The organism is Mesorhizobium sp. BR1-1-16 (assembly GCF_020165495.1).
Classification (GTDB): domain Bacteria; phylum Pseudomonadota; class Alphaproteobacteria; order Rhizobiales; family Kaistiaceae; genus Kaistia.
Window position 1 is genome coordinate 400,586 of record NZ_JAIUIE010000003.1, and the last position, 23,270, is coordinate 423,855.

General features: G+C 65.5%; 27 protein-coding genes and 1 other RNA gene. 15 read left to right on the forward strand and 13 right to left on the reverse strand.

Annotation, left to right across the window (positions count from 1 at the left end; all coding sequences use genetic code 11):
* Positions 1 to 67 precede the first annotated feature (67 nt).
* The 9 genes from LB518_RS10410 to LB518_RS10450 form a co-directional block, all read right to left on the reverse strand.
* Entirely contained in the window at positions 68 to 1,312 is a 1,245-nt protein-coding gene (locus LB518_RS10410; protein ID WP_224576897.1) for a tetratricopeptide repeat protein, read from the reverse strand.
* Positions 1,309 to 2,019 (reverse strand): thiamine phosphate synthase, encoded by a 711-nt coding sequence (locus LB518_RS10415; RefSeq protein ID WP_224576910.1) that lies wholly within the window; start codon positions 2,017 to 2,019, stop codon positions 1,309 to 1,311. Before LB518_RS10415 ends, LB518_RS10410 begins: the two co-directional genes overlap by 4 nt.
* Positions 2,020 to 2,106: 87 nt before the next feature.
* Complete coding sequence (locus LB518_RS10420; protein ID WP_224576912.1) at positions 2,107 to 2,895, reverse strand: inositol monophosphatase family protein; 789 nt, start codon at positions 2,893 to 2,895, stop codon at positions 2,107 to 2,109.
* A gap of 124 nt (positions 2,896 to 3,019) precedes the next feature.
* Positions 3,020 to 3,841: a TIGR00282 family metallophosphoesterase gene (locus tag LB518_RS10425; RefSeq protein ID WP_224576914.1), complete on the reverse strand. Its 822-nt coding sequence runs from the start codon at positions 3,839 to 3,841 to the stop codon at positions 3,020 to 3,022.
* Positions 3,842 to 3,868: 27 nt separating this feature from the next.
* Positions 3,869 to 4,438 carry a 5-formyltetrahydrofolate cyclo-ligase gene (locus LB518_RS10430; RefSeq protein WP_224576916.1) on the reverse strand — a complete coding sequence of 190 codons (570 nt, stop codon included), beginning with the start codon at positions 4,436 to 4,438 and terminating at the stop codon, positions 3,869 to 3,871.
* Between the two features lie 41 nt (positions 4,439 to 4,479).
* A non-coding RNA gene (gene ssrS / locus LB518_RS10435) (6S RNA) lies at positions 4,480 to 4,637 on the reverse strand.
* Between the two features lie 33 nt (positions 4,638 to 4,670).
* The gene (locus LB518_RS10440) at positions 4,671 to 5,189 is read right to left on the reverse strand and encodes a pyridoxamine 5'-phosphate oxidase family protein (protein WP_224576918.1); all 519 of its coding nucleotides are present in this window, start codon (positions 5,187 to 5,189) and stop codon (positions 4,671 to 4,673) included.
* Positions 5,190 to 5,253: 64 nt separating this feature from the next.
* Positions 5,254 to 5,625: a cell division protein ZapA gene (locus tag LB518_RS10445; protein ID WP_224576920.1), complete on the reverse strand. Its 372-nt coding sequence runs from the start codon at positions 5,623 to 5,625 to the stop codon at positions 5,254 to 5,256.
* 4 nt (positions 5,626 to 5,629) lie between these two features.
* The gene (locus LB518_RS10450; protein ID WP_224576922.1) at positions 5,630 to 5,911 is read right to left on the reverse strand and encodes a DUF4164 domain-containing protein; all 282 of its coding nucleotides are present in this window, start codon (positions 5,909 to 5,911) and stop codon (positions 5,630 to 5,632) included.
* Positions 5,912 to 6,220: 309 nt separating this feature from the next.
* Here LB518_RS10450 and tkt point away from each other — a divergent pair, with 309 nt between their 5' ends.
* The 8 genes from tkt to LB518_RS10490 all read left to right on the forward strand — a co-directional run bounded on the left by tkt (position 6,221) and on the right by LB518_RS10490 (position 14,974).
* A complete protein-coding gene (gene tkt, locus LB518_RS10455; protein WP_224576923.1) occupies positions 6,221 to 8,212 on the forward strand; it encodes a transketolase in 1,992 nt (663 codons plus the stop codon).
* A 76-nt stretch (positions 8,213 to 8,288) separates the two neighbouring features.
* On the forward strand, positions 8,289 to 9,296 hold the full coding sequence (gap, locus tag LB518_RS10460; RefSeq protein ID WP_224576934.1) for a type I glyceraldehyde-3-phosphate dehydrogenase: 1,008 nt from the start codon (positions 8,289 to 8,291) through the stop codon (positions 9,294 to 9,296).
* Between the two features lie 99 nt (positions 9,297 to 9,395).
* Complete coding sequence (locus LB518_RS10465; protein ID WP_224576972.1) at positions 9,396 to 10,592, forward strand: phosphoglycerate kinase; 1,197 nt, start codon at positions 9,396 to 9,398, stop codon at positions 10,590 to 10,592.
* Positions 10,593 to 10,769: 177 nt separating this feature from the next.
* Positions 10,770 to 11,801: a class I fructose-bisphosphate aldolase gene (locus LB518_RS10470; protein ID WP_224576973.1), complete on the forward strand. Its 1,032-nt coding sequence runs from the start codon at positions 10,770 to 10,772 to the stop codon at positions 11,799 to 11,801.
* 133 nt (positions 11,802 to 11,934) lie between these two features.
* Positions 11,935 to 12,951, forward strand: a complete 1,017-nt coding sequence (locus LB518_RS10475) for a flagellar motor protein MotA (RefSeq protein WP_224576975.1) — start codon at positions 11,935 to 11,937, stop codon at positions 12,949 to 12,951.
* Between the two features lie 2 nt (positions 12,952 to 12,953).
* Positions 12,954 to 13,982, forward strand: a complete 1,029-nt coding sequence (locus LB518_RS10480) for a peptidoglycan -binding protein (protein ID WP_224576977.1) — start codon at positions 12,954 to 12,956, stop codon at positions 13,980 to 13,982.
* Between the two features lie 33 nt (positions 13,983 to 14,015).
* Positions 14,016 to 14,486: a GNAT family N-acetyltransferase gene (locus LB518_RS10485; RefSeq protein ID WP_224576979.1), complete on the forward strand. Its 471-nt coding sequence runs from the start codon at positions 14,016 to 14,018 to the stop codon at positions 14,484 to 14,486.
* A gap of 107 nt (positions 14,487 to 14,593) precedes the next feature.
* The gene (locus LB518_RS10490; protein WP_224576981.1) at positions 14,594 to 14,974 is read left to right on the forward strand and encodes a DoxX family protein; all 381 of its coding nucleotides are present in this window, start codon (positions 14,594 to 14,596) and stop codon (positions 14,972 to 14,974) included.
* A 2-nt stretch (positions 14,975 to 14,976) separates the two neighbouring features.
* Here the strand turns inward: LB518_RS10490 and LB518_RS10495 are convergent, their stop codons facing one another.
* Complete coding sequence (locus LB518_RS10495; RefSeq protein WP_224576994.1) at positions 14,977 to 16,770, reverse strand: ABC transporter transmembrane domain-containing protein; 1,794 nt, start codon at positions 16,768 to 16,770, stop codon at positions 14,977 to 14,979.
* A 233-nt stretch (positions 16,771 to 17,003) separates the two neighbouring features.
* Between LB518_RS10495 and rpmE the strand changes: the two genes are divergently transcribed.
* Positions 17,004 to 17,228, forward strand: coding sequence for a 50S ribosomal protein L31 (gene rpmE / locus LB518_RS10500; RefSeq protein WP_224576996.1), 225 nt, complete (start codon positions 17,004 to 17,006; stop codon positions 17,226 to 17,228).
* Between the two features lie 88 nt (positions 17,229 to 17,316).
* On the opposite strand, the gene rcdA is transcribed toward rpmE, so the two are convergent.
* Both rcdA and LB518_RS10510 read right to left on the reverse strand, forming a co-directional pair.
* Positions 17,317 to 17,844: a protease adaptor protein RcdA gene (gene rcdA / locus LB518_RS10505; protein WP_224576998.1), complete on the reverse strand. Its 528-nt coding sequence runs from the start codon at positions 17,842 to 17,844 to the stop codon at positions 17,317 to 17,319.
* A gap of 248 nt (positions 17,845 to 18,092) precedes the next feature.
* Positions 18,093 to 18,284: a DUF1192 domain-containing protein gene (locus LB518_RS10510; RefSeq protein ID WP_224577000.1), complete on the reverse strand. Its 192-nt coding sequence runs from the start codon at positions 18,282 to 18,284 to the stop codon at positions 18,093 to 18,095.
* 88 nt (positions 18,285 to 18,372) lie between these two features.
* On the opposite strand from LB518_RS10510, the gene LB518_RS10515 reads away from it, so the two are divergent.
* From LB518_RS10515 to LB518_RS10530, 4 genes are all read left to right on the forward strand, one after another.
* The gene (locus LB518_RS10515; protein ID WP_224577002.1) at positions 18,373 to 19,380 is read left to right on the forward strand and encodes an NAD(P)H-quinone oxidoreductase; all 1,008 of its coding nucleotides are present in this window, start codon (positions 18,373 to 18,375) and stop codon (positions 19,378 to 19,380) included.
* A 49-nt stretch (positions 19,381 to 19,429) separates the two neighbouring features.
* Positions 19,430 to 19,654, forward strand: coding sequence for a DUF2171 domain-containing protein (locus tag LB518_RS10520; protein WP_224577004.1), 225 nt, complete (start codon positions 19,430 to 19,432; stop codon positions 19,652 to 19,654).
* A gap of 176 nt (positions 19,655 to 19,830) precedes the next feature.
* On the forward strand, positions 19,831 to 20,043 hold the full coding sequence (locus LB518_RS10525; protein WP_224577006.1) for a hypothetical protein: 213 nt from the start codon (positions 19,831 to 19,833) through the stop codon (positions 20,041 to 20,043).
* Between the two features lie 207 nt (positions 20,044 to 20,250).
* Entirely contained in the window at positions 20,251 to 20,970 is a 720-nt protein-coding gene (locus LB518_RS10530) for a DUF1013 domain-containing protein (protein WP_224577008.1), read from the forward strand.
* Positions 20,971 to 20,989: 19 nt separating this feature from the next.
* Here LB518_RS10530 and LB518_RS10535 read toward each other — a convergent pair whose 3' ends face one another.
* Complete coding sequence (locus LB518_RS10535; RefSeq protein ID WP_224577010.1) at positions 20,990 to 21,775, reverse strand: SDR family NAD(P)-dependent oxidoreductase; 786 nt, start codon at positions 21,773 to 21,775, stop codon at positions 20,990 to 20,992.
* Between the two features lie 226 nt (positions 21,776 to 22,001).
* Between LB518_RS10535 and rpsU the strand changes: the two genes are divergently transcribed.
* Both rpsU and LB518_RS10545 read left to right on the forward strand, forming a co-directional pair.
* On the forward strand, positions 22,002 to 22,235 hold the full coding sequence (gene rpsU / locus LB518_RS10540) for a 30S ribosomal protein S21 (protein WP_224577012.1): 234 nt from the start codon (positions 22,002 to 22,004) through the stop codon (positions 22,233 to 22,235).
* Between the two features lie 141 nt (positions 22,236 to 22,376).
* Positions 22,377 to 23,237: a tetratricopeptide repeat protein gene (locus tag LB518_RS10545; protein ID WP_224577014.1), complete on the forward strand. Its 861-nt coding sequence runs from the start codon at positions 22,377 to 22,379 to the stop codon at positions 23,235 to 23,237.
* The last annotated feature ends 33 nt before the right edge of the window (positions 23,238 to 23,270 follow it).

The window sequence follows — 23,270 nt, forward strand, 5'->3', positions numbered from 1 at the left end:
AGACCCGCGCTCGTCGTTCGATGGCCGCTTATAGGGGCTGGGCCGCCCGAAATAAAGCCGGCGAGGCTCAACCCGGCGGCGGTTTCGCCACCTCGACCGGCGGTTTGAGCCCTGGCGGGGGCAGTTCATCGGCCGGAGCCGGGCCAGTCATGACAGGCTTTGGCGCCTGGCCATCATGCTTCAGCGATTGCGCAGCGACCGGCGAAGCCACGCTGCCCGGCGGCCAGTGCGCCGCCTCATCGGTCGCCTTCTTGCGATCGGCATCCGAAAGACGGCCGATGAAATCCTGGAGCCAGTCGTCCTTGGCACCCGCCTTCGCGGCGATCAGATGCCACTTCGCCGCCTCGACCCGGTCCTGCGGCACGCCGGCGCCGATCGCCAGCATCCGCGCATAGCGATTCTGGCCGATCGGGTTGCCGGCCTCTGCCGCGCGCTTGAACCATGTCGCAGCAGCAGCTTCGTCCTTGGCGATTCCCACGCCATTGAACAGGCGAATGCCGTATTCGACTTCGGCGTCCGCATGGCCAGCCGCTGCAGCCTTGCCGAGCCACATCGTGGCGATCGTATCGTCGAGAATGACGCCGTCGCCCGCCGCATAAAGTTCGCCCAGCGCGTATTGCGCGTCGGCGCTGCCCTGCGCCGCGGCCCTGCCGAACAGATCGGCAGCCTTCAGCGGATCGCGCGGCCGCACCTCGCCTTCGAGATAAAGAAGGCCGAGATTGTAGAGCGCGGCGCGGTCGTTCCAGGCCGCCGCCTGCTCGAAGGCGTCGGCCGCCTTGGCCTTGTCCTTCTTGACGCCGCGTCCGTCCAGATAAAGCAGCCCAAGCGCCAGCTGGGCCGCCGGGTCGCCGCCGAGCGCTGCCTGCTGATACCAGGCCGCGGCGGCGCGGTCGCTCTGCTTGACGCCGAGACCATCCTGATAGATCCGCCCGACAAGCGTCTGCGCCGCAGGGTCGCCGACCTTCGCCCGCTCGAGCGCCAGCTTGAAGGCGGTGAGGTAAAGGCCGCGCTGGAATGCGCCAAAGGCGGGATCGCCGACATCGACATCGAGACCGCGCCCAGAGCGCAGATATTGATCGGCAGAGGGCAGAACGCCGGCATCCGGCGGCGGCACGCCGAGCATGGGATCGGGGGGCGGCTGGAACAATTCGGCCTTGCCATCGGGCTCGCCCGCCGGCCCTGCTGCGGGCGCCGGGGTCGTCGTGGCGGCATTTCCCGCCGGCTTCGGCTCGGGCTTCGGCGGCGCGGCACCGGCTGCCACCGGAACGACGATGCCGAGTGCCAGGACAGAGGCCAGGACGACAAGCCTCATGTCGCCGCCTCGGGCTGCGCCGCTAGGACAAGGCTGGCTGCGGCTTCGACAGCTGCGGCCGGGCCATCCGGATGCTCCCAGATCGCAGCACGAAGTGCGACGAATTCGATGCGCGCGGCCACCGCCTCGGCAATGCAGTCGAGGCTCGTACCACCCATGACGATGGCCGGAATCTCGAACAGTGCCGACCACCAGGCAGCGAGATCGAGTGTCTTGTCGTGGATCGCGGCGCCGTCATCGCCGTCGAAGCGACCGAAGAACAGATAATCGCATTCAGTTTCGGCAAGCAGCATCGCCTCGTGGCGGCTGTGGATGTCGCCGGCACCGACGATGCGGTCGGGCCGCCACTGGTCAACGCCGCGGCGCAGATCCGCGATGCCGCCGGCAACATGCAGCCCGTCGGCGCCCGCCCGCACCAAGAGGTCACTGTCGGTGAGGATCGCGGCGGCGCCATTCGCCTGCGCGATCGGCACCAGCTTCTCGGCAGCGGCAAGGCGAAGGTCCGGCGCCAGCCCCTCCGTTGCGATGATCAGCGAAGCCACCGCGCCTGATGCGAGCGCCGCGTCGAGAAGCGGCGCGAAGGTTGCCGCATCGAACACGGGCGGCGTGATCAGGCAGAGCCGCGCGAAGGGCGGATCGAGCGCCGCACCCTTCTTCTTCTTCGACGATTGCTGCGGATTGCTGCCGGTCTTTGTGGATTTGGCCATGCTTCGGCTTCTTGAAAAACCGCCGGACTCCGGCACAGCCTTGTGGCGAAAACGGGACGCGGCGCCAAGGCGCCTACAGTGCCGCCGTCAGGACCGTGCGAGCGTCGCCAGCAGCTTGCGGTGAATGGTTTCGTTGCCGGCGCAGACATCGCCGCTCTGCATCATCGTGTCGCCGCCATTGAGATCGCTGGCGAAGCCGCCGGCCTCGCGGATCATCAGCAAGCCAGCAGCGATATCCCAAGGCTTCAGGCCATCTTCCCAGAAGCCGTCAAACCGGCCGGAGGCGACCCAGGCGAGATCGAGCGCCGCCGCGCCATTGCGGCGCACGCCCGAGGTCTCCATCATCACGCGACCGAGCGTCTGGAGATAAGGCGCGTGGCCGGGCTTGCCGAGATGCGGGATGCCGGTCGCGATCACGCAATCCGGGAGCGCCGTGCGCTTGGCGACCCGCATGCGGCGGTCGTTGACGAAAGCCCCGCCGCCGCGCTCGGCGACATAGAGCTCGTCCATCACTGGATTGAAGATGACGCCGGCGACGATCTGGCCCTCGCGCTCCAGCGCGATCGAAATGGCGAAGATCGGGATGCCGTGCAGGAAATTGGTGGTGCCATCGAGCGGATCGATGATCCAGCGATGGGCACGGTCGGTGCCCTCGATCTCGGCGGATTCCTCGGCGAGAAAGCCATAGCCGGGCCGCGCCTTCGAAAGCTCTTCGACGAGGGTCCGCTCAGCCTTCTTGTCGGCGGCCGACACGAAGTCTCCCGGTCCCTTCAGCGAAACCTGCAGGTTTTCGACCTCGCCGAAATCGCGCGCGAGGGTCCGGCCGGCCTTCATCGCGGCGGCGACCATGACATTCAAGAGGGCCGAACGGGCCATGACGGAACTCCTGTTGCGCCGTGCCGAGGGAGCGGTCGCTCCCGTCGAGGCCGGGCGAAGACGAATGACGGGTGGGCGCTTCTCCGATCACGGAATGACGCTGCCCGTCAACCCCAGAACCAATTCAGGCCCAGAACGGTGGCAGCCGCTGTTCGAGCACGCCGCCGATGGCGAGCGGCGCCACGGCCTTGGCAAGACCGGTCGCCTCGTCGATCTCGACGGCGATACCGCAGAGCGTCCCCTCCCCGCTGGCTGGCGAAAACCGGCCTGACGGGATCTTGGTCAGGAAGCGGCGCACCGGCTCCTCCTTCTCCATCCCGAGCACGGAATCATAGTCGCCGCACATGCCGGCATCCGACTGATAGGCAGTGCCGCCCGGCAGGATGCGATGGTCGGCTGTCGGCACATGGGTATGCGTACCGACGACGAGGCTGACGCGACCGTCGAGATGATGCGCCGCCGCCTGCTTCTCGCTTGTCGCTTCGGCGTGGAAATCGATGACGATCGCGTCGGCCTGCTCGCCGAGCGGACAGGCGGCGACCTCGCGGTCGAGCGCCGCGAACGGATCGTCGAGCGCGTCCATGAACACGCGGCCCATGACATTAACGACGAGCACACGGGCGCCATTGCGGGCAACGAAGAGATTGGCGCCCCGACCGGGCGTGCCGGCGGGGAAGTTCACCGGGCGCAGGAAGCGCGGCTGCCTCTCGGCAAAGACCAGCGCCTCGCGCTGGTCGAAGGCGTGGTTACCGGTGGTGATGACATCGGCCCCGGCATCGAGCACGTCCTGCACGATCTCTTCGGTAATACCGAAACCACCGGCGGCGTTTTCACCATTGATGATGACGAAATCGAGCCGGTGACGGTCGACGAGGCCGGGAAGCAGATTGGCGACGACAGCCCGTCCGGGCCGCCCGACGATGTCACCGAGGAAAAGCAGACGCACGGTCGATCCCCAAAAAGGTCGGCGCCATCAGGCGCCCGCCGCCGCGATCAGCTCTTCCTCCGTGACGATGAAATCGAGGGGAATATCATGCGGCTCGAAAGGAACCTTTTCGACTTCCTGAACCGCGAAGGCAAGGCCGATCAGCAGCGGCCGGTGTCCAAGAGCCCGCAGCCCATCGATCGCGCGGTCATAATGGCCCTTGCCATAGCCGATCCGGTGCAGCCGCCGGTCGAAGGCGGCGAGCGGCACCACGAGGATGTCCGGGACCACGGCCGGCGCGGCCGGCGATGGGCCCGACGTGCCAAACCCGGCGGGAACCAGCGGCTCGCCATGGTGCCACCGGCGAAACACGAGGCCGGACGGCGTGGTGATCGGCAGGGCGAGCTCGGCACCCCGCGCCGCCGCCACCGTCATCAGCGGCCCTGGATCGGCCTCACTGCGGATCGGGAAATAGGCGGAGAGGATGCGGCCGCGCAGCTCAACCAATACCGGCTTGGCGCGCTCGGCAGCTGCGGCCGCATGGGCCACCCGCGCCTCCGGCGAAATCGCATCGCGCCGGGCGAGCGCAACGGCTCGAAGCTCGGATTTCTCGGACAAGACGAAACCGGCTCTCGGATGATCAGAGCGGAAAGGAAGGTGGCGACCCACGATGGGCCGATGGATTGATCGATCCCGGGAACCTACAGCGTAGGTGGGCTCCGTGTATCCAAGCCCAGGGGCCAGGACAGGGACAGCTCCCTTTTGGATCGATAAGGCCCCGGGGAATTAGACATCCTGTCGGGCCGCGCAGCATCGCCATCGCCAATATAGGCGACCACTGCCCCGCCTCCTAGGAAAAATCCACCGTGCCGTGCTCGCCGTCCCCATCCGGCTTCTCATCCGTCCACATGGCCTTGGCATAGCCATAGAGGCTGACCATGGCCGAAGACGGCGCGTCCCAATATTCGGCCTCCTCGATATCGACGCGGATCAGCGCGAGATAGGGATCATCGGGACCGCCCGGAAACCACGGCCGCGCCGCTTCCGACCACAGCGCGCGCACCTTGCCGGGCTCGCGCGAAATCGAGGCCATACCGGAAATGGAAACATAGCGGCCCGCCGCTTCGTCGGAATAAGCGAGCAGGACCGTCGGCTCCTGCTCCAGCTCCTCGATCTTGCCGGAGCGGGCATCGGTCAGGAACCACAGGGCGCCATCGAGCGGCTCTTTGCCGGTCGCCATCGGCCGCGCATGCCAGCGGCCATGTTCGCCGAGATTGGCCATCATCGCGATATGCGCGTCCGCCACCAGCGCGAACACTTTCGCGCGGGCCTCAGGACCCGTTTTCACGGAAAGACCGGTTTCGGCCATCGGTGCCTCCTCGAAATGGCAATTCGAGAGGAAACGGCCTTATGGCGCCCGGAGTTCCCGGGCCTCAGCCGTGGCGGCGCTGCGCGACCAGGCGGTCAGCAAAGCCCTCGATGCGGAGAGCCACCTGGTCGATGGCCCGCGCAAAGCCCGCTTCAGCCTCTTCATACCGCGCGATGACGGCGGACTTGTTCTCGTTGATGCCGGCGAGCTCTGCTTCGAGGCGGCGGATGCGCCGGTGCGCCTCGGTGAGTTCGTCGCCCATGGTGAGCGCCGCCATCACCGTGAGCCGCTGGTCGCCGATCTCGCCAAAGCTCCCGCGCAGCCGATCGATGACGACGTTGAGGCGATCCGCAAGGCCCTCGAGATGGGCCTCCTGGCCGTCATCGCAGGCCATGCGGTAGATCTTGCCGTTGATGGTGACGTTGACCTGCGGCATGGGCTTACGCTCCGTTGCGATCGAGGACGGACCTGATCGTCTCCATCGCTGCGACGAGGCGTCGCGACACGTCCTGATTCGCGTCTTCCACCCGGTCGGAGCGCGCCTCAGCGACGTCGAGCGATTGTGCCAGACGCGACCGGTCGAGACTGATGCGCTGCAATTCGGCCTCGAGTTCCTCCAGCCGGTGACCGGAATCCAGCCGCCCGTCGACGGCGCCTTCCAGCGCATCGAGCGCAGCTGTCAGCCGCCTTAGCGCATTCTCGATCGGAGACGCCCCTTGCATATCTGCCTCGCCCCCCTGCCCCGGTGTCGAAGCATGTTTGCCCCGGCATCGAAACCCAGTCGCTTGATTCTAGGCAGGGCCGGAAGCGAGCGTCAATGGCGCGTCGCCGGCAAAGGAAAACGCCATGAAGACAGCCGATTCGAAGCCGCCACCCGGTCGCCGCCCGCGATTGACTCGACTCCCTGACCTGTTATTTGTCGCAACGACCTTTCCGGACGGTCGCTGCGGCCGGGTATCGATCCGAACGACAACGAGGCCGGGCGCGGCATTGCGATCAGCTCCGCCCCCATTCGAAGCGAAGAGCAAATCATGATTGATCCCCAACTCGAAACGCGCATGGCCAACGCCATCCGCGCGCTCGCCATGGATTCCGTCGAGAAAGCCAAGTCGGGCCATCCCGGCATGCCGATGGGCATGGCGGATGTCGCGACCGTGCTGTTCACCCGCTTCCTGAAATTTGACGTCGCTCAGCCGCATTGGCCGGATCGCGACCGTTTCATCCTGTCGGCTGGCCACGGCTCGATGCTGCTCTATTCGATCCTCGAGCTGCTCGGCTCCAGCGTCGTGACGATGGACGAGTTGAAGCAATTCCGTCAGCTTCATTCGAAGACGCCCGGCCATCCCGAGAACTTCCACACGACCGGCATCGAGACGACGACCGGCCCGCTCGGCCAGGGTCTCGCCATGTCCGTCGGCTTCGCGCTGGCAGAGCGCATGCTCGCCGCCGAATTCGGCGAGGATATCGTCGACCACCACACTTACGTCATCGCCGGTGACGGCTGCCTGATGGAAGGCGTCAGCCACGAGGCGATCGATCTTGCCGGCCATCTGAAGCTCAACAAGCTGATCGTCCTCTGGGACGACAACCGCATCACCATCGACGGCCACACCGACCTCGCCACCTCGATCGACCAGGTCGCCCGCTTCAAGGCGTCGGGCTGGAATGCCGAGCATGTTGACGGTTTCGACCGCGAAGCTGTCGCCGCCGCCATCGAGCGCGCCAAGGCCTCCGACAAGCCGTCGATGATCGCCTGCAAGACCATCATCGGCTACGGCGCCCCGACCAAGGCCGACAGCCACGCCTCGCACGGCTCGGCCCTCGGCGCGACCGAGATCGCCGGCGCCCGCGAGGCGCTGCACTGGCCCTACCCCGCTTTCGAGATCCCGGACGACGTCTCCACCGCCTGGCACGAGACTGCCAAGCGCTGGGTCGCCGATCGCGAGGCCTGGGAAGCGCGCTTCGCCGCCCGCGAGCACGACGTGAAGTCGGAATTCAAGCGCCGCTTCGCCAATGTGCTGCCCGGCAATTTCGAGGCGGCAATCGAAGCCTACAAGCGCAGCCTTTCCGACACGAAGCCGAAGGTCGCCACTCGCAAATCCTCGGAAATGGCGCTCGACATGCTGACCGCCATCGTCCCGGAGATGGTCGGTGGCTCGGCTGACTTGACCGGCTCGAACCTGACGCGCGGCAAGCCGCAGCGTCCGCTGACGCCCGACGATTATTCGGGCCGCTACATTCATTACGGCATCCGCGAATTTGGCATGTCGGCGGCGATGAACGGCATCGCGCAGCATGGCGGCTTCGCGCCCTATGGCGGCACGTTCCTCGTCTTCTCCGATTACGCCCGCCCGGCGATCCGCCTTTCGGCGCTCACCGGCGCGCCGGTCATCTATGTGATGACGCATGACTCGATCGGCCTCGGCGAGGACGGCCCGACCCACCAGCCGGTCGAGCATCTCGCCGCCTTACGCGCCATCCCGCAGCTCAACGTCTTCCGTCCCGCCGACGCCGTCGAAGTGGCCGAAGTCTGGCAGATCGCGCTCGAAAGCCGGCACAATCCGTCGCTGCTCGCTCTCTCGCGCCAGAACCTGCCAGTGCTGCGCGTCCAGCATTCGTCCGAGAACAAGTCGGCCCGCGGCGCCTATCTCATCGACGGTCCCGAGACCGCCGACGTGACGCTGTTCGCCACCGGCTCGGAAGTTGAGATCGCTGTCAACGCCAAGGCGAAGATCGAGGCCGCCGGCCGCACGGCCCGCGTCGTCTCCGTCCCCTGCTTCGAGCTGTTCTTCAAGCAGGACGAGGCCTACCGCGCCGCCACGATTGGCAATTCGAAGGTCAAGGTCGCCGTCGAAGCCGCCATTCGCCAGGGCTGGGACGCCTTCATCGGCAATGACGGCATCTTCATCGGCATGAGCACCTTTGGCGCCAGCGCGCCGATCGAAGCGCTCTACCCCTATTTCGGGATCACCGCCGAGGCCGCTGCGGATGCAGCGCTGAAGCGGCTCGACTCGAACACGTAATTGACGGAGCGGCCGGGCGTGTGTCCCGGCCGACCATGACAACGACGGCGCAGGGCGCCTCTTCAGGAGACCAGATATGGCGGTGCGGGTTGCTATCAACGGGTTTGGCCGGATCGGACGCAACATCCTGCGCGCGATCGTTGAATCGGGCCGCACGGACATCGAGGTCGTATCGGTCAATGATCTCGGCCCGGTCGAGACCAATGCGCACCTTCTCCGCTTCGATTCGGTCCATGGCCGCTTTCCGAAGGAAGTTAAGGTCGAAGGCGACAGCATCGTCGTCGACGGCAAGCCGATCCGCGTCACCGCGATCAAGGATCCGGCGACGCTGCCGCATGGCGAGATGAACATCGACATCGCCCTCGAATGCACCGGCATCTTCACGTCCCGCGACAAGGCCGCGGCGCATCTCACCGCCGGCGCCAAGCGCGTCATCGTCTCGGCCCCGGCCGACCATGCCGACTTCACGGCCGTTTATGGCGTCAACCACCATGGCCTGACGAAGGATCACCTCGTCATCTCCAACGGCTCCTGCACGACCAACTGCCTCGCTCCGGTCGCCAAGGTGCTTCAGGAAGCGGTCGGGATCGAGCACGGCTTCATGACGACGATCCATTCCTACACCGGCGACCAGCCGACGCTCGACACGATGCACAAGGACCTCTACCGCGGCCGTGCGGCAGCGCTGTCCTCGATCCCGACCTCGACCGGCGCAGCCAAGGCGATCGGCCTGGTGATCCCGGAACTCAAGGGCAAGCTCGACGGCAGCTCGATCCGCGTGCCGACGCCGAATGTCTCGCTCATCGACTTCAAGCTCGTCACCAAGCGCGCTACGACGATCGACGAGATCAACGAGGCGATGAAGGCAGCCGCCGCCGGCCCGCTGAAGGGCGTCCTCGCCATCACCGACCAGCCGAACGTTTCGCACGACTTCAACCACGACCCGCATTCGGCCACCTTCCATCTCGACCAGACTAAGGTGATCGACGGCAATTTCGTCCGCGTCCTCGCCTGGTACGACAATGAATGGGGCTTCTCGAACCGCATGGCCGACATGTCGGTCGCCTTCGCCAAGCTGATCTGATCATCACGACGATCTGATCCTCGGGACGAACAGAAGCTAAAGATGACAATCGGGTTCGGGCGCCGTCCGGACCCGCAGCAATCCTTGGGGACACGCAGCATGACCGCCTTTCGAACCCTTGATTCCGCCGAAGTGAAGGGCAAGCGGGTCCTCATCCGCGTCGATCTGAATGTGCCGATGAACGACCGTGTCGTCACGGACGACACCCGCATCCGCGCCATCCTGCCGACGGTCAACGAAGTGACCAAGAAAGGCGGCAAGGCGATCCTGCTCGCCCATTTCGGCCGGCCGAAGGGTGAGCGCGTCTCCGACATGTCGCTCGCGCCGGTGGTTCCCGTGCTGCAGACGCTGCTCGGCAAGCCCGTCGCCTTCGCCAATGACTGCATCGGCAACGACGCCGCCTCGGCGATCGCCAGGATGTCGGACGGCGACGTGCTGCTGCTGGAGAATACGCGCTTCCACAAGGGCGAGGAAAAGAACGACCCGATCTTCGTTGCCGCGCTGGCCGAACTCGGCGATATCTATGTCGACGACGCCTTCTCCGCCGCGCATCGCGCCCATGCTTCGACCGAAGGCATCGCGCGCCAGCTCCCGGCCTTTGCCGGGCGCTCGATGCAGTCGGAACTCGAAGCGCTCGAAAAGGCGCTGACCGCGCCGCGGCGCCCGGTGATTGCCGTCGTCGGTGGTGCCAAGGTCTCGTCCAAGATCGAACTCTTGAACAATCTGGTCACCAAGGTCGACGCGCTGGTCATTGGCGGCGGCATGGCCAATACGTTCCTGAACGCGCAGGGCTACAATGTCGGCAAGTCGCTCTGCGAGCATGAGCTGGCCGATACCGCCCGCCGCATACTCGCGACGGCCGCCGACAGCGGCTGCGCCATCATCCTGCCGGTCGACGCCGTCGTCGCCTGGCGCTTCGAGGCGCGCGCGCCGAGCCAGGCCTATGCGGTTGATTCAATTCCCGCCGATGCGATGATCCTCGACATCGGCCCGCACTCGATCGAGCGCGTCAAGTCGGCGATCGACGACGCCGCGACGCTGGTCTGGAACGGACCGCTCGGCGCCTTCGAAATGGAGCCGTTCGATCGTGGCACGCTGGCGGCAGCGCAGCACGCAGCGGCGCGGACCCGCGACGGTCACCTCCTCTCGGTCGCCGGCGGCGGCGACACCGTGGCCGCGCTGAATGCAGCCGGCGCGGCCGATGATTTCAGCTATATCTCGACGGCTGGCGGCGCCTTCCTCGAATGGCTCGAGGGCAAGCAACTGCCGGGCGTCGAGGTGCTCCGTCGCGGATGATGTGTGGTCGCTGATCTCTCGCGGGCGGCGTGATCGCCCGGATTGACGACCTCTTCATCCTGGCGGAACGTTCTCTACTGCCGGTTTTATTTTGCGATGCAAAATCAAAACTCGCACGTTATGCAGGGCTAGCGGATCGGATCGGCCGGTTCCCGCCTCGACGAGAGACCGATACGCATGAGCGAGAGCTTGCAGGACATTGCCCGCCGTCTGGTTGTGCCGCAAAAGGGGCTCCTTGCCGCCGACGAGAGCTCCGGCACGATCAAGAAGCGGTTCGACACCATCAACCTGACCTCGACCGTCGAAAGCCGGCGAGACTATCGCGAGATGCTGTTCAGCGCCCGCGAGGCGATGCACGACCATATCTCCGGCGTCATCCTTTTCGACGAGACGATCCGCCAGTCGGCCAAGGACGGCACGCCGCTCGTCAAGCTGATCGAGGATGCCGGCTCGATCCCGGGTATCAAGGTCGATGCCGGCGCGATCCCGATGGTCGGCTTCCCGGGTGAAACGATCACCGAGGGTCTTGATGGCCTCGGCAAGCGGCTAGCCGAATATCGCGGCCTTGGCGCCCGCTTCGCCAAATGGCGCGCCGCGATTGCCATCTCCAAGGTTCTGCCGACCTCCGGCGCGACCTATGCGAACGCCCATGCCCTCGCCCGCTACGCCGCGCTCTGCCAGTCCGAAGGCATCGTGCCCATCGTCGAGCCGGAAGTGCTGATGGACGGCGCAGAGGCAACGCATGACATCGAGCGCTGCCAGGCGGTCACGCAGGAAGTGCTGCGCGTCGTGTTCGAGGAACTGGCGCGCCTCCGCGTCGATCTCACCGGCATGATCCTGAAGCCGAACATGATCGTCCCGGGCAAGGACAGCGGCCAGGTCGTCAGCCCGGAAGAGATCGCCGAGCGGACGATCGCGGTGTTCCATGCGAGCGTCCCGACCACTGTCCCGGGGATCGCCTTCCTCTCCGGCGGCCAGTCCGACGAGGAAGCAACGGCTAATCTCTCGGCCATCAACAAGATCAAGGACTTGCCCTGGCCGATCACCTTCTCCTATGGCCGCGCGCTTCAATCCGCCGCGATCAAGGCTTGGGATGGCAAGGCCGAGAACGTCGGGGCCGGCCAGCGCGCTTTCCTGCATCGCTGCGAGATGAACGGCCTCGCCACTGTCGGCGAATGGACCGAGGCCAAGGAAAAGCAGGCGGCCTGACCGGCCACGCTGCGATCAAGAGACGTGGCCGGGCGACCTGATCGCCCGGCTGTCCAAAAGTCTTCCTAATTCCGGCCAAATCACGCTACAGGAGTAGGGACACCTCCCCTTTGTGAGACGGCCGGCGCGACCGATGGCACGAGACTTCGATCCCTACAGGCTGGCGAGCCCCCAGGTTTATCTCTGGCGGATGATCATCTTCCTGATCATCGCCGGCTTTGTCGCGCTGATCCTCTATCGCCAGGCCTATGCCTCCTTCCTCGCCAATCCGGCGCTGAACGGCGTCATTCTCGCGGTGCTCGCGATCGGCATCATGCTGGCGTTCCGCCAGGTGATCCGCATCTTCCCCGAAATCCGCTGGGTCAATTCCTTCCGCACGTCGGACCGCTCGGCAGAGATGGAGCGCATGCCCGTCCTGCTGGCGCCAATGGCCGCGATCCTCGGCGACCGCATCGGCCGCATGTCGATCTCGACCCAGACCATGCGGTCGGTGCTCGATTCGATCCTGATGCGCCTCGATGAGGACCGCGACACCTCGCGCTATCTGACCGGCCTGCTGATCTTTCTCGGCCTGCTCGGCACCTTCTGGGGCCTGCTGCAGACGGTGAGCGCTGTTGCGGACGCCATCGGCTCGCTGAATGTCGGCACAGGCGACAGCGCCGTCATCTTTGAGGATCTGAAAGCCGGCCTCCAGGGCCCGCTGACCGGCATGGGCACCGCCTTCTCGTCCTCGCTGTTCGGCCTGTCGGGCTCCCTGATCCTCGGTTTCCTTGATCTGCAGGCCGGCCAGGCACAGAACAAGTTCTATACCGAGCTCGAGGACTGGCTCGCGACGGTCACCGACCTCGATCCGACGATGCTTGACGTGAACGACCGCGCCGCCTCCGGCGATGATCTTCGCCTCGCCGTTGAGCGGCTGACGCTGGCCCTCCAGGAAGGCGGCGGCGCCGGTGCGCCCGCGTCCTCGCAGCGCGCAACGGCGGCCATGGCCAATCTCGCCGAAGGCATCCAGGGCCTTGTCCAGCACATGCGCAGCGAGCAGCAGGTGGTGCGCGGCTGGGTCGAGCAGCAAGCCGACCAGCAGCGCGACATCCAGCAATTGCTCGAAGTCATCGCCCGCGCGCTGAAACAGCCAACGGCGGGAGAATAGACTTGGCCGTGCGCGCCCGCCGCCGCGAGGCGAGAAGCGATGTCTGGCCTGCCTTCGTCGACGTCCTCTCCAATCTCCTGCTCGTCTTCATTTTCCTGCTCTCGATCTTCGCGCTGCTGCAATTCCTGCAGACGCGGGAGATCACCGGCAAGGACACGGTGCTGAACCGTCTCAATTCGCAGATCGCGGAGCTGACGGAACTGCTTGCGATGGAGCGCTCCAACAAGCAGGAGCTGAACGACGAACTCACCAATATGCGGGCCTCTTTGGGCGCCGCCGAAAGCGAACGCGACCGCCTCAAGGGCGCAGCCGACACGTCCTCCCAGGCCGCCAATTCGGCCGACGGCCAGATCGCCATCATCACCAAGGCGCTCGACAATGAGAAGGTGGTGAGCCAGAAGGCGCTGTCGCAGGTCGAGATCCTGAACCAGCAGATCGCGGCGCTGCGCCGTCAGATCGCGGCGCTCGAGGATGCGCTCGGCGCCTCCGAAAAGCGCGATCAGGAGAGCCAGACGCAGATCGCCGATCTCGGCAAGCGTCTCAACGTCGCCCTTGCCCAGCGTGTTCAGGAACTGTCGCGCTACCGCTCCGATTTCTTCGGCCGCCTCCGCGAGATCCTCGGCGACCGGCCCGATATCCGGGTCGTCGGCGATCGCTTCGTCTTCCAGTCTGAAGTGCTGTTCCCGTCCGGCTCAGACGAGTTCAACGACGCCGGCAAGACCGAACTCGACAAGCTGGCCGACGCGATCAAGCAACTCGAAGCCGAGATCCCGCCCGAGATCGCATGGGTCTTGCGCGTCGATGGCCACACCGATGCGCGCCCCCTCTCGGGTACAGGCCGCTTCCGCAACAATTGGGAGCTGTCGGCTGCTCGCGCGATCGCGGTCGTGCGCTATCTGATCGATCGCGGCGTCTCGCCCCAGCATCTCGTCGCCGCCGGCTTTGGCGAATATCAGCCCCTGGAGCCCGGCGACAGCGACGAGGCCAATGCGAAGAACCGCCGCATCGAGCTGAAGCTCACCGAACGCTAGTCGGAACGAGACATCCGGCGGGAGCGATGCGTCATGGATGGACCGAGCGACCCGATCGAGATCATCCACTGGCGCGACCCAGTCTTGCCGGTCGCGCTTGATCAGCTTCTTCGGGAAGCCATCGAGACGGAAAACGAATGGGCCGCCGATTTCCGGCCGGCATGGGAAGCGCGCCCGTTCATCGACGCTGGCGAAGCGCTGTTCCTGGCCCGCGATGGCCAGCAATTGCTGGCGATGGCCGCGATCAGCGCCGATCCTTTCATTGCGGACGGCGAGACCGGTCGGCTGCGCTTCATCTATGTCCAGACCTCCGCGCGCCGGCGGGGCCTTGCCGACAGACTTGTTGCCGCGTGCCTTGCTCGCGCCGCCGGCACCTGGCAGAGGCTCCGCCTCCACACCGACAATCCTGCCGCCGCCCGTCTCTATGAACGCTACGGCTTCCGTCCGGCACCCGGCGCGTGGCGCGCCACGCACATTGCCGAGATCGCGCCGCCGGCAGGGTGATGGGTCTCGGCTGAGCGGCAAGAGCGAACACAGCGTCAACCGGAATCGGCATTTTCTATCCTGGCGAAAGGATCATGCTGCAGACTGCCTCAGCCCGGAGTTTCCAGATGGCCGCCATGTCTGCCCCGTCGCGCGTGATGACGATCGTCATCTGGGTACTATGTGTCCTGCTTGCGGCGCTGTTCCTGATGGCAGCGTTCATGAAGCTCTCGGGCCAGCCGACGATGGTTGAGGAGTTCGGCGTCATCGGCCTTGGTCAGTGGTTCCGCTATCTGACCGGCCTTCTCGAATTGATCGGCAGCATCGCGCTCCTGGTACCGGCAGTGTCGGTTCTCGGCGCTGTCCTGCTGCTCTGCATCGACATCGGCGCGTTCATCACGCAGGCGTTCGTGCTGCATGGCGACGTCGTCCACACGATCGTTATCGCGGCGCTGCTGCTGGTGGTGATCTATCTGCAGCGTGAGCGTCTCAAGGCATTCCTGCCCTGATATCAGGCTGCGTCGGCGCGGAACTGCAGCCGCGCCAGCCGCGCATAGAGGCCGCCGGCGCCGACGAGCTGCTCATGGCGGCCCTCCTCGACAATCCTTCCGCCGTCCATGACCAGGATGCGGTCGGCCTTCAGGATCGTCGCCAGGCGATGAGCGATGACGATCGTCGTGCGCCCCGCCATCAGGCGGTCGAGCGCTTCCTGCACCGCCGCCTCGCTTTCGGCGTCGAGCGCGCTGGTCGCCTCATCCAGCAGCAACAGCGGCGCATCGCGCAGCACGGCCCGGGCGATGGCTATGCGCTGGCGCTGGCCACCCGACAGCGTGACGCCACGCTCGCCGAGTTCCGTCGCATAGGCCCCTGGCAGGGCCGCGATGAACCCGTCGGCATGGGCAGCCCGCGCAGCGGCGCGAATCGCCTCCGGCGTGGCAGTGGCATCGCCAAAGGCGATGTTTTCGCCGGCAGTCGCGGCGAAGATGGTGGGATCCTGCGGCACGATGGCGATCTGGCGACGAAGCGCGAGCGGATCGAGCCGGGCAAGATCGATCCCGTCAAAGAGAACGCGGCCGCTGGTCGGGTCGTAGAAGCGCAGGATCAAGTTGAACAATGTCGATTTGCCGGCGCCAGACGGGCCCACAACGGCGATGCGCTCGCCCGGCCGGATCGCGAAGTCGATGCCGGCAATCGAAGCCTCGCGGCCACCCTCGGGATAGCGGAACGAGACATTCTCGAAGGTGACCGCGCCTCGGGCGGGCAGCGGCAGCGCGTAAGGCGCGACCGGCGCCGCGATGCTCGGCCGCTCGTCGAGGATCTCTGAAAGCCGCTCGGCGGCGCCGGCGGCATTAGCGATATCGCCCCAGACCTGGCTGAGTTCGCCGAGCGCTCCCGCGCCGATGACAGCGTAGAAGAGGAACTGGCCGAGGGTTCCGGGGCTCATCCGGCCGGCCAGCACGTCCTGCGCGCCCCACCAGAGGATCGCGACCATGCTGGCGAACACCATGAAGATTCCGAAGGCGGTCAGCGCGGCACGCGCCGCCGTCGATTGGCGTGCAGCGATGAAGGCCGCTTCGACCGCCGCGGTGAAACGCCCCGTCACCGCGCCCTCCGCCGTCGAAGCCTGCACCGTACGAATCGCGCCGATCGCTTCGCTGGCATAGGCCGACGCATCGGCCAGCATGTCTTGTGCCTTGCGCGAGCGAACGCGGACGCGGCGGCCGAAGCCGACCAGAGGGAGCACCACGACCGGAAGCGCCACCAGCACCAGCGCCGAAAGGCCGGGGCTCGTGACGACCATCAGCCCGATCGCGCCGATGAACATCACGATGTTCCGGAGTGCGATCGACACGTTGGCACCGGCGACAGCCTTGATCTGCGTCGTATCAGCCGTCAGGCGCGATGTGATCTCGCCGGAACGGCTGCGATCGAAGAAGTCGATACCGAGCGAGGCGAGATGGCGGAAGACGTCCGCCCGGAGATCCGCGACCACGCGCTCGCCAAGCCAGGTGACGAAATAGAAGCGGAGGCTTGAGGCCGCCGCCAGCACGGCGACCACCCCGATCAGCGCCAGGAAATAGGTGTTGATCGCTGCGGCATCGTCGGCATTGAAGCCGTGATCGATCATCCGCCGGACGGCCATGGGAACAGTCAGGGTCGCCCCGGCCGCCGCAATGAGCGCGAGTGCAGCGCCGGTCAGTTGCGCTTTGTAGCGCAGCACATAGGGCACCAGCATGCGCAGCGGCTTCAGGGCGCTGCGGCGGCGCTCCGTCACGTCCCGCTGCCGGTCGTCGCGGTCAGTCATGTCGCTTCCGATCCTTCGCGCGGCCGGCGCCGCTCCTCCGGCTTAGTTGCATGAGGGATTCGGCCGTTTCAAGCACGGCTCCGCTCTTGTGCGCGCCGGAGGGGTGGGCTATATCGTCGCCCCGATAGAGCGGTCGCCGATGCGCGGCCGGTTTTCCCATTCATGTGGCTGTGCGGGCAAGATGCCCGACCGGCAGAGCGGTCCTGATGAGACCGGTTTCGAAGGACCGAGCGATGAAGAAGAGCATTCATCCTGACTATCACGCCATCACGGTCGTGATGACGAACGGCACCGAGTACCAGACCCGGTCGACCTATGGCGAGGAGGGCGCGAAGCTCCAGCTCGACATTGATCCCTCGACCCATCCGGCCTGGACCGGCGGCAACCAGACGCTGCTGGACCGCGGCGGCCGCGTTTCGCGGTTCAATAACAAGTTCAAGGGCTTCATCGGCGGCTGATTTCCAGCGCCGGCAAGCTGATACGAAAACCCCGGCGCCTGCGCCGGGGTTTTTCATTTTGAAGCATCCACCCTGCCGATGAGGCCCGCTATTCGGCGCCGCCGAAGGCGCGCGCGAGGCGGCTGATCTGGTGACCGACCGGGTTGTCGGCAGGGACGTCCTGCAAGGCGCCAGAAAGCGCATCATCGAGCCGGATGACCCGCTCCTGCAACCGTATGGATCGCTCGATCAGCGAACGGAGCCTTGCCGGCAATTCATCCCAGGCGGGACCCGTGACGGAGGAGCTGTAGCCCCGGAGGCGAACCTTCGCCTGTTCCTCGCCCGCCTGTTCGGGCGTCATTTCCCCGTCATTCACCGCGCGCTGCAGCAACAGCCATGAAGCGATCTGCATCAGGCGTGTCGTCAGGCGCATCGATTCGGTCGCATAGCCGAGCGAAGCGGTGCGCATCAGTTCGCGCGATTCCGAGCGGCCGTCGCCATCGAGATAGGCCGCGGTTTCCTCGACCAGCGCCATGCCCTCGCGAAACAGCGTCTTGAATGTCTCGGAATGCGCGAAACGCCGTCCGAAGACGATCGGCGCCACATCATCTCGTGTCGTCGAATTATCGTTGCTCATCGCGCCTGCCAACCTCTCGGACCGCTCGCAAGCGGCCAATCCCTTCGGTGCACCATGGCAGCGAACCGCTAAAGGATTCCTGCCAACGGCGCATACAGCCGGGCAAACAAAAAAAGAGCCGCTTCTGGCACGGCTCTTATAGGTCAACAGGGAGGGAGAGAGACAGAGCGGACAGGCCCCGCTCCGATCCGGAGATCCGGACACCCCATATAATCGACCGTAAAGGTTAATGCTTCACTAACGGATGGTCAGCTCTTAAAGAAGCTCGAGGCCGCATGCCGCGACGCAGTCTTGCCCTCGATGGCAGCACGCAGACGGACAATTTCCTCTTCGAGAAGGCTGACCCGTTCATTCAGCTCGTCGATGGAGAGGGCCGCAAGATCCTCACCCAGCCGATGCGGTTGTGGCTTCTGCTTTGGTGGTTCATCGAACAACGACATCCTGGCGCCTCCTTGCCTCAAAGCCTTCTGCGACAGAGACTAGCAACAATGGTCGCCCCTTGCAGCGACGCTGATAAGGACAATTCCCATGCCCGATCTTCCTGCCAGCATGGCCGCCATCGCGATGGACGGCGCCGGCGGCCCTGAGGTCCTCCGCGTTGTCGAGCGGCCCCTGCCGAGTCCCGGACCGGGCGAAGTCCTGATCCGCGTTGCGGCGTCAGGCGTGAACCGGCCCGATATCTTCCAGCGCCAGGGTCACTATCCGCCGCCAAAGGGCGCATCCGACCTGCCCGGGCTCGAGGTCGCGGGCCATGTCGCCGCTGTCGGCCCGGGCGCAGGCGGACATGCGATCGGCGACGCGGTGACGGCCCTGCTCTCCGGCGGCGGCTATGCCGAATATGCCGTCGCATCTGCAGGCTGCGCCCTTCCCGTCCCGGCCGGCCTTTCGCTGGTCGAGGCCGCGGCGCTGCCGGAGACGGTGTTCACGGTCTGGCACAATGTGTTCGAGCGCGGCGGCCTCCTCGAAGGGGAGACGCTGCTGGTGCATGGCGGAACGTCCGGCATCGGTACGACCGCCATCCAGATCGCGGCGGCGCGGGGCGCACGCGTGATCGCAACGGCGGGCTCGGCTGACAAATGCGAGGCCTGTATCCGTCTCGGTGCGTCCGTCGCGATCAATTATCGGGACGAAGACTTCGTGGAGGCGACCAAGGCGGCAACGGATGGACGCGGCGCCGACGTCATCCTCGACATGGTCGGCGGTGATTATGTCGCTCGCAACATCGCGGCCGCGGCTGAGGATGGCCGGATCGTGCAGATCGCTTTTCTCGGCGGATCGGACATCCACCTCGACGCGCAACGCCTGATGACGCGGCGTCTGACCTGGACCGGGTCGACGCTGAGAGCCCGGCCCGTTGCCTTCAAGGAGCGCCTCGCCGCATCTGTCCATCGCGAGGTGTGGCCACTGATCGAGGTGGGCCAGGTTCGCCCGCTGATCGATTCGACACTGCCACTTCGCGACGCCTCGAAGGCGCATCAACGCATGGAGAGCTCGGACCACATCGGAAAGATCGTGCTCGTCACAGGAAGCGTGTGAAACCAAGCCGTACCTCGCGCGTTGAGCCGAGTTGGAAGGAGGGAGGTCCATGATCCATTCGAACACGATCCTCAGCAGGATGCAGGTGCTTGATTCCCGCGGCAATCGGGTCGGCTTCGTCGATCGCGTCTTACCTGACAACGAGATCAAGCTGACGCGCCACGATTCACCCGATGGGTTGCATCATTATATTCCCCTCGACTGGGTGGCCGAGGTCGGCGTTGCGGTCCGTCTCAACAAATGTTGCGCCGAGATCTTCCGTGATCGCGCCTGACGTAGTGCACCCCTAGTCAACGCGTCCTGTCGCGACCGCCACGATAGAAGGATAGAGGCTGCATTGCCGCGTGAACGAACCACGCGAGGCCGACATCCTTCTGCTGCTCTTCGTAACGACGCGTGAATCAGCTATGGATACAGCGTCTGAGTTCCTGAAGAACAAGGAGGAACGGAATGCAACGCCAAAATACCTGGATCTGGGTGGTTGTCGTCGTCGTCGTGATCGTGATCGCGTGGTTCTGGTGGCAGTCGCGCGCGACGGTGGCGCCGCCTCCGCCTCCCGCCGCAACCGAGAGCGCTCCGGCCCCCGCCCCGGCATCGCCGGCTCCCGCGGCTGAGCCTGCGCCTGCGACGCCGGCACCCGCCACACCGGCTCCGGCAAACTAAAAACAACTTGATCCTGACGGGGGGGGGGTGGGCGCGGGTGGCCGGCGCCCGTTCTGTTTGAAGCATTGCCCCGTGCGGTCTTCTGCGCCTCGCCGCCGAATAGTTTGATTCAGCGGGTCGGGAGGGCTATATAGCCGGCATACCCCGTCATTCAGACGAAATCCTGCTCCTCCGGCGGACACCCGGGCGAGCGATCAGGAGAGACTTATGTCGAACATCCCGCTGATGCCGAAGGCGACCGCCGTCTGGCTCGTCGAGAACACCTCGCTCGGGTTCGACCAGATCGCCGAATTCTGCAAGCTGCACCCGCTCGAAGTGAAGGCCATCGCCGATGGCGAGGCTGCGCAGACGATCAAGGGCCTCGATCCGGTGCTGACGGGTCAGCTCACCCGCGAAGAGATCGACCGCGCCCAGCGCGATCCGAAATATCGGCTGAAGATGGCCGAGACCAAGGTTCGCGTCCCCGTGCAGAAGCGCAAGGGCCCGCGATACACGCCGGTCTCGCGCCGCCAGGATCGGCCGAACGCCATTCTCTGGCTGCTCCGCAGCCATCCCGAACTCAAGGACGCGGCCATCATGCGTCTTGTCGGCACCACCAAGCCGACGATCGATTCGATCCGCGGCCGCAGCCACTGGAACTCTACCAACCTGACGCCGATGGATCCGGTGACGCTTGGCCTCTGCTCGCAGATCGACCTCGATTTCGAAGTCGAAAAGGCCGCGAAGAGCGCCCCGCCGCGCGAAGTTGGCCCCGATGGCGAGACGCTGCTGCGTCCCGAGGAGACGACGGCGGCCGACGCGCTCGCTTCCGCGGCGCTTCGTTCCTATCGCCCGGAAGAGCCGAAGGAAGACGAACTCGATGCCGACGCCGTCTTCGCCAAGCTGAAATCGCTGAAGGGCCCCGTCGAGGACGACGAGGACGTCTGAAAGCGAGCGAGCGTCGCCGTCAGTCCTTGACGGCGACGGTATAGTTGAGCGCGAGACGGCCGCCATCAGCGTAGATCGTCTCGCCAGTGATATAGCTGGCATCATCTGAAGCCAGGAAGGCGGCGATCGCGGCGATTTCTGACGGCTCGCCGATCCGGCCGAGCGGCGTGCGCGACAGCAGCCGGCGCTTCGCCTCGGGATCGCTGTTGACGCTGGCGAGGATGTCGGTCGCGATCGAGCCGGGGCCGATCGCATTGACGCGGATGCCGCGGGGGGCCAGCGAGACCGCCATGGCGCGGGTCAACTGCATGAGACCGCCCTTGGAGACCGTATAGGGCACCTGGTTTGGCAGCCCGAACACCGCATTGACCGAGGTCATGTTGACGATCGCGCCGGCAGTGCCGCCGGCGTCGACCCGGGCCGCCATGTGGCGCGCAACCACCTGGCCGCAGAGGAACGCGCCTTTCACATTGACGCGCAGCACGCGGTCGAAATCCTCTTCAGTGACGTCGAGAAAATCGGCGCCGGCGACAATGCCGGCATTGTTGACGAGAATATCGATCTCGCCGCCGAAGTTGGTCGCCGCCGCCACGAGATTGGCCACGTCGTCGCGATCACCAACGTCGCAGCGCACGAAGCGGCAGGCGCCATTCGCACCGAGACGCTCGATCGCGGATGATCCCGCGTCCTCGTCGATATCGGCGATGACGACCCGCGCGCCCTCCTGGAGAAAGCGTTCGGCGATGGCAAAGCCGATCCCTTTGGCGCCGCCGGTGACGATGGCCAGTTTGTTCTCGAGCTTCACGTCGTCATTCCCCTTATCGAGATCTGCGTCAGGAACGACACATAGCGGCTGAGGCGGCTCAAAAACACCGAAAATCCGCGCTTTTCGGCCGTGAGATGCTTTGACGCCCCTTATGGCTTCTGCTATGAGAGCGCCGAATTCGGGAAAGAAGCCGCAGACTTGTTAGCCAAGCGCGCCTGAAGCTCCCGCAAACCCGATCGATCGGATCAAAACAGGACGCAACCGCGTGCAGATACTCGTTCGCGACAACAACGTCGACCAGGCGCTCAAGGTTCTCAAGAAGAAGATGCAGCGTGAAGGCATCTTCCGCGAGATGAAGCTCCGTGACTTCTACGAGAAGCCGTCGGTGAAGCGCGCCCGCGAGAAGGCCGAGGCCGTCCGCCGCGCCCGCAAGCTGGCGCGCAAGAAGGCGCAGCGCGAGCTCGGCATCGTCGCCGCGCCGAAGGCGAACAAGCACTGAGATTGGTCGCCGACTTCGGTCGGTGCCATCCTTTCGCCCTTCCTTTGACATCATAAGGGTAACGAGCCCGCAGGCGCGGTGTTCGTTGCCCTTGCACGTCTTTGTCCTGGCGCCTGAACCCACCTATTGAGGAGCCGCCCCATGAACGTCTCGATGCTGCTGCTGCGCCCACAAGCCGGATCGAAGACTGCGGGTTATTTTCTCGCCGGTTCGCTCGTCGCCATTGCGCTGGCGGGCTGTCAGTCCGGCCTGCCCGGCCCAGAAGCCGGCATCGACCCGGCGATCGCGTCCCCAGCGAACATCGCCTCGCTGAGCGCGGTGGTGAGCCAGAGCCCGAACGACGCATCGAGCTATAATGTGCGCGGCACGGCCTATGGACGCGCCGGCCGCTACGACGATGCACTCGCCGACTTCAACCAGGCGATCCGGCTCAACCCGAATTTCTACCAGGCCTATTCGAATCGCGCCCTCGTTGAGCGGCGCCTGAAGCAGGACCAGAAGGCGCTGGCCGACTACAACACGGCCATCCAGCTCAATCCGAACTACAGCGACGCCTATGTCGGCCGCGCCAATCTGTACCGCTCGCAGGGACAGGTCGATCTCGCCCTCGCCGATCTGACGCGGGCCATTCAGCTCGAGCCGAACGACCCCAAGGGCTATTACAACCGCGCGCTGATCTACCAGAGCCAGAACCGCCACGACGACGCGATCCAGGATCTGACGGCGGCAACGACCTACGCGCCCAACTCGGTCGACCCGTATCTGAGCCGCGGCCTCTCCTATCTCGCCACCGGCGACTACAAGGCGGCGCTCGACGATTTCAACCTCGCGGTCCGCAAGGACAAGCAGTCCTATCTCGGCTGGACCTATGAGGGCCTGGCGCTCGAGAAGCTCGGCGAGCCCCAAAAGGCCCATGACGCCTTCGCCCGCGCCCAGATCATCAACCCGAACTACGCACCTGCCCGCGACGGCATGCGCCGCACGGCCCCGAACGGCGCCTGAGTCGCGTTTCCGACCGAGCGTCCCGTCATGTCG

Coding starts and splice junctions, on each gene's coding strand:
- LB518_RS10530 (WP_224577008.1), top strand. CDS start 20,251: ATGTCGAACATCCCGCTGATGCCGAAGGCGACCGCCGTCTGGCTCGTC.
- rpmE (WP_224576996.1), top strand. CDS start 17,004: ATGAAGAAGAGCATTCATCCTGACTATCACGCCATCACGGTCGTGATG.
- gap (WP_224576934.1), top strand. CDS start 8,289: ATGGCGGTGCGGGTTGCTATCAACGGGTTTGGCCGGATCGGACGCAAC.
- LB518_RS10515 (WP_224577002.1), top strand. CDS start 18,373: ATGCCCGATCTTCCTGCCAGCATGGCCGCCATCGCGATGGACGGCGCC.
- LB518_RS10415 (WP_224576910.1), bottom strand. CDS start 2,019: ATGGCCAAATCCACAAAGACCGGCAGCAATCCGCAGCAATCGTCGAAG.
- LB518_RS10470 (WP_224576973.1), top strand. CDS start 10,770: ATGAGCGAGAGCTTGCAGGACATTGCCCGCCGTCTGGTTGTGCCGCAA.
- LB518_RS10490 (WP_224576981.1), top strand. CDS start 14,594: ATGGCCGCCATGTCTGCCCCGTCGCGCGTGATGACGATCGTCATCTGG.
- LB518_RS10520 (WP_224577004.1), top strand. CDS start 19,430: ATGATCCATTCGAACACGATCCTCAGCAGGATGCAGGTGCTTGATTCC.
- LB518_RS10445 (WP_224576920.1), bottom strand. CDS start 5,625: ATGCCGCAGGTCAACGTCACCATCAACGGCAAGATCTACCGCATGGCC.
- LB518_RS10440 (WP_224576918.1), bottom strand. CDS start 5,189: ATGGCCGAAACCGGTCTTTCCGTGAAAACGGGTCCTGAGGCCCGCGCG.
- tkt (WP_224576923.1), top strand. CDS start 6,221: ATGATTGATCCCCAACTCGAAACGCGCATGGCCAACGCCATCCGCGCG.
- LB518_RS10420 (WP_224576912.1), bottom strand. CDS start 2,895: ATGGCCCGTTCGGCCCTCTTGAATGTCATGGTCGCCGCCGCGATGAAG.
- LB518_RS10495 (WP_224576994.1), bottom strand. CDS start 16,770: ATGACTGACCGCGACGACCGGCAGCGGGACGTGACGGAGCGCCGCCGC.
- LB518_RS10410 (WP_224576897.1), bottom strand. CDS start 1,312: ATGAGGCTTGTCGTCCTGGCCTCTGTCCTGGCACTCGGCATCGTCGTT.
- LB518_RS10475 (WP_224576975.1), top strand. CDS start 11,935: ATGGCACGAGACTTCGATCCCTACAGGCTGGCGAGCCCCCAGGTTTAT.
- LB518_RS10525 (WP_224577006.1), top strand. CDS start 19,831: ATGCAACGCCAAAATACCTGGATCTGGGTGGTTGTCGTCGTCGTCGTG.
- LB518_RS10465 (WP_224576972.1), top strand. CDS start 9,396: ATGACCGCCTTTCGAACCCTTGATTCCGCCGAAGTGAAGGGCAAGCGG.
- rcdA (WP_224576998.1), bottom strand. CDS start 17,844: ATGAGCAACGATAATTCGACGACACGAGATGATGTGGCGCCGATCGTC.
- LB518_RS10510 (WP_224577000.1), bottom strand. CDS start 18,284: ATGTCGTTGTTCGATGAACCACCAAAGCAGAAGCCACAACCGCATCGG.
- LB518_RS10485 (WP_224576979.1), top strand. CDS start 14,016: ATGGATGGACCGAGCGACCCGATCGAGATCATCCACTGGCGCGACCCA.
- LB518_RS10545 (WP_224577014.1), top strand. CDS start 22,377: ATGAACGTCTCGATGCTGCTGCTGCGCCCACAAGCCGGATCGAAGACT.
- LB518_RS10450 (WP_224576922.1), bottom strand. CDS start 5,911: ATGCAAGGGGCGTCTCCGATCGAGAATGCGCTAAGGCGGCTGACAGCT.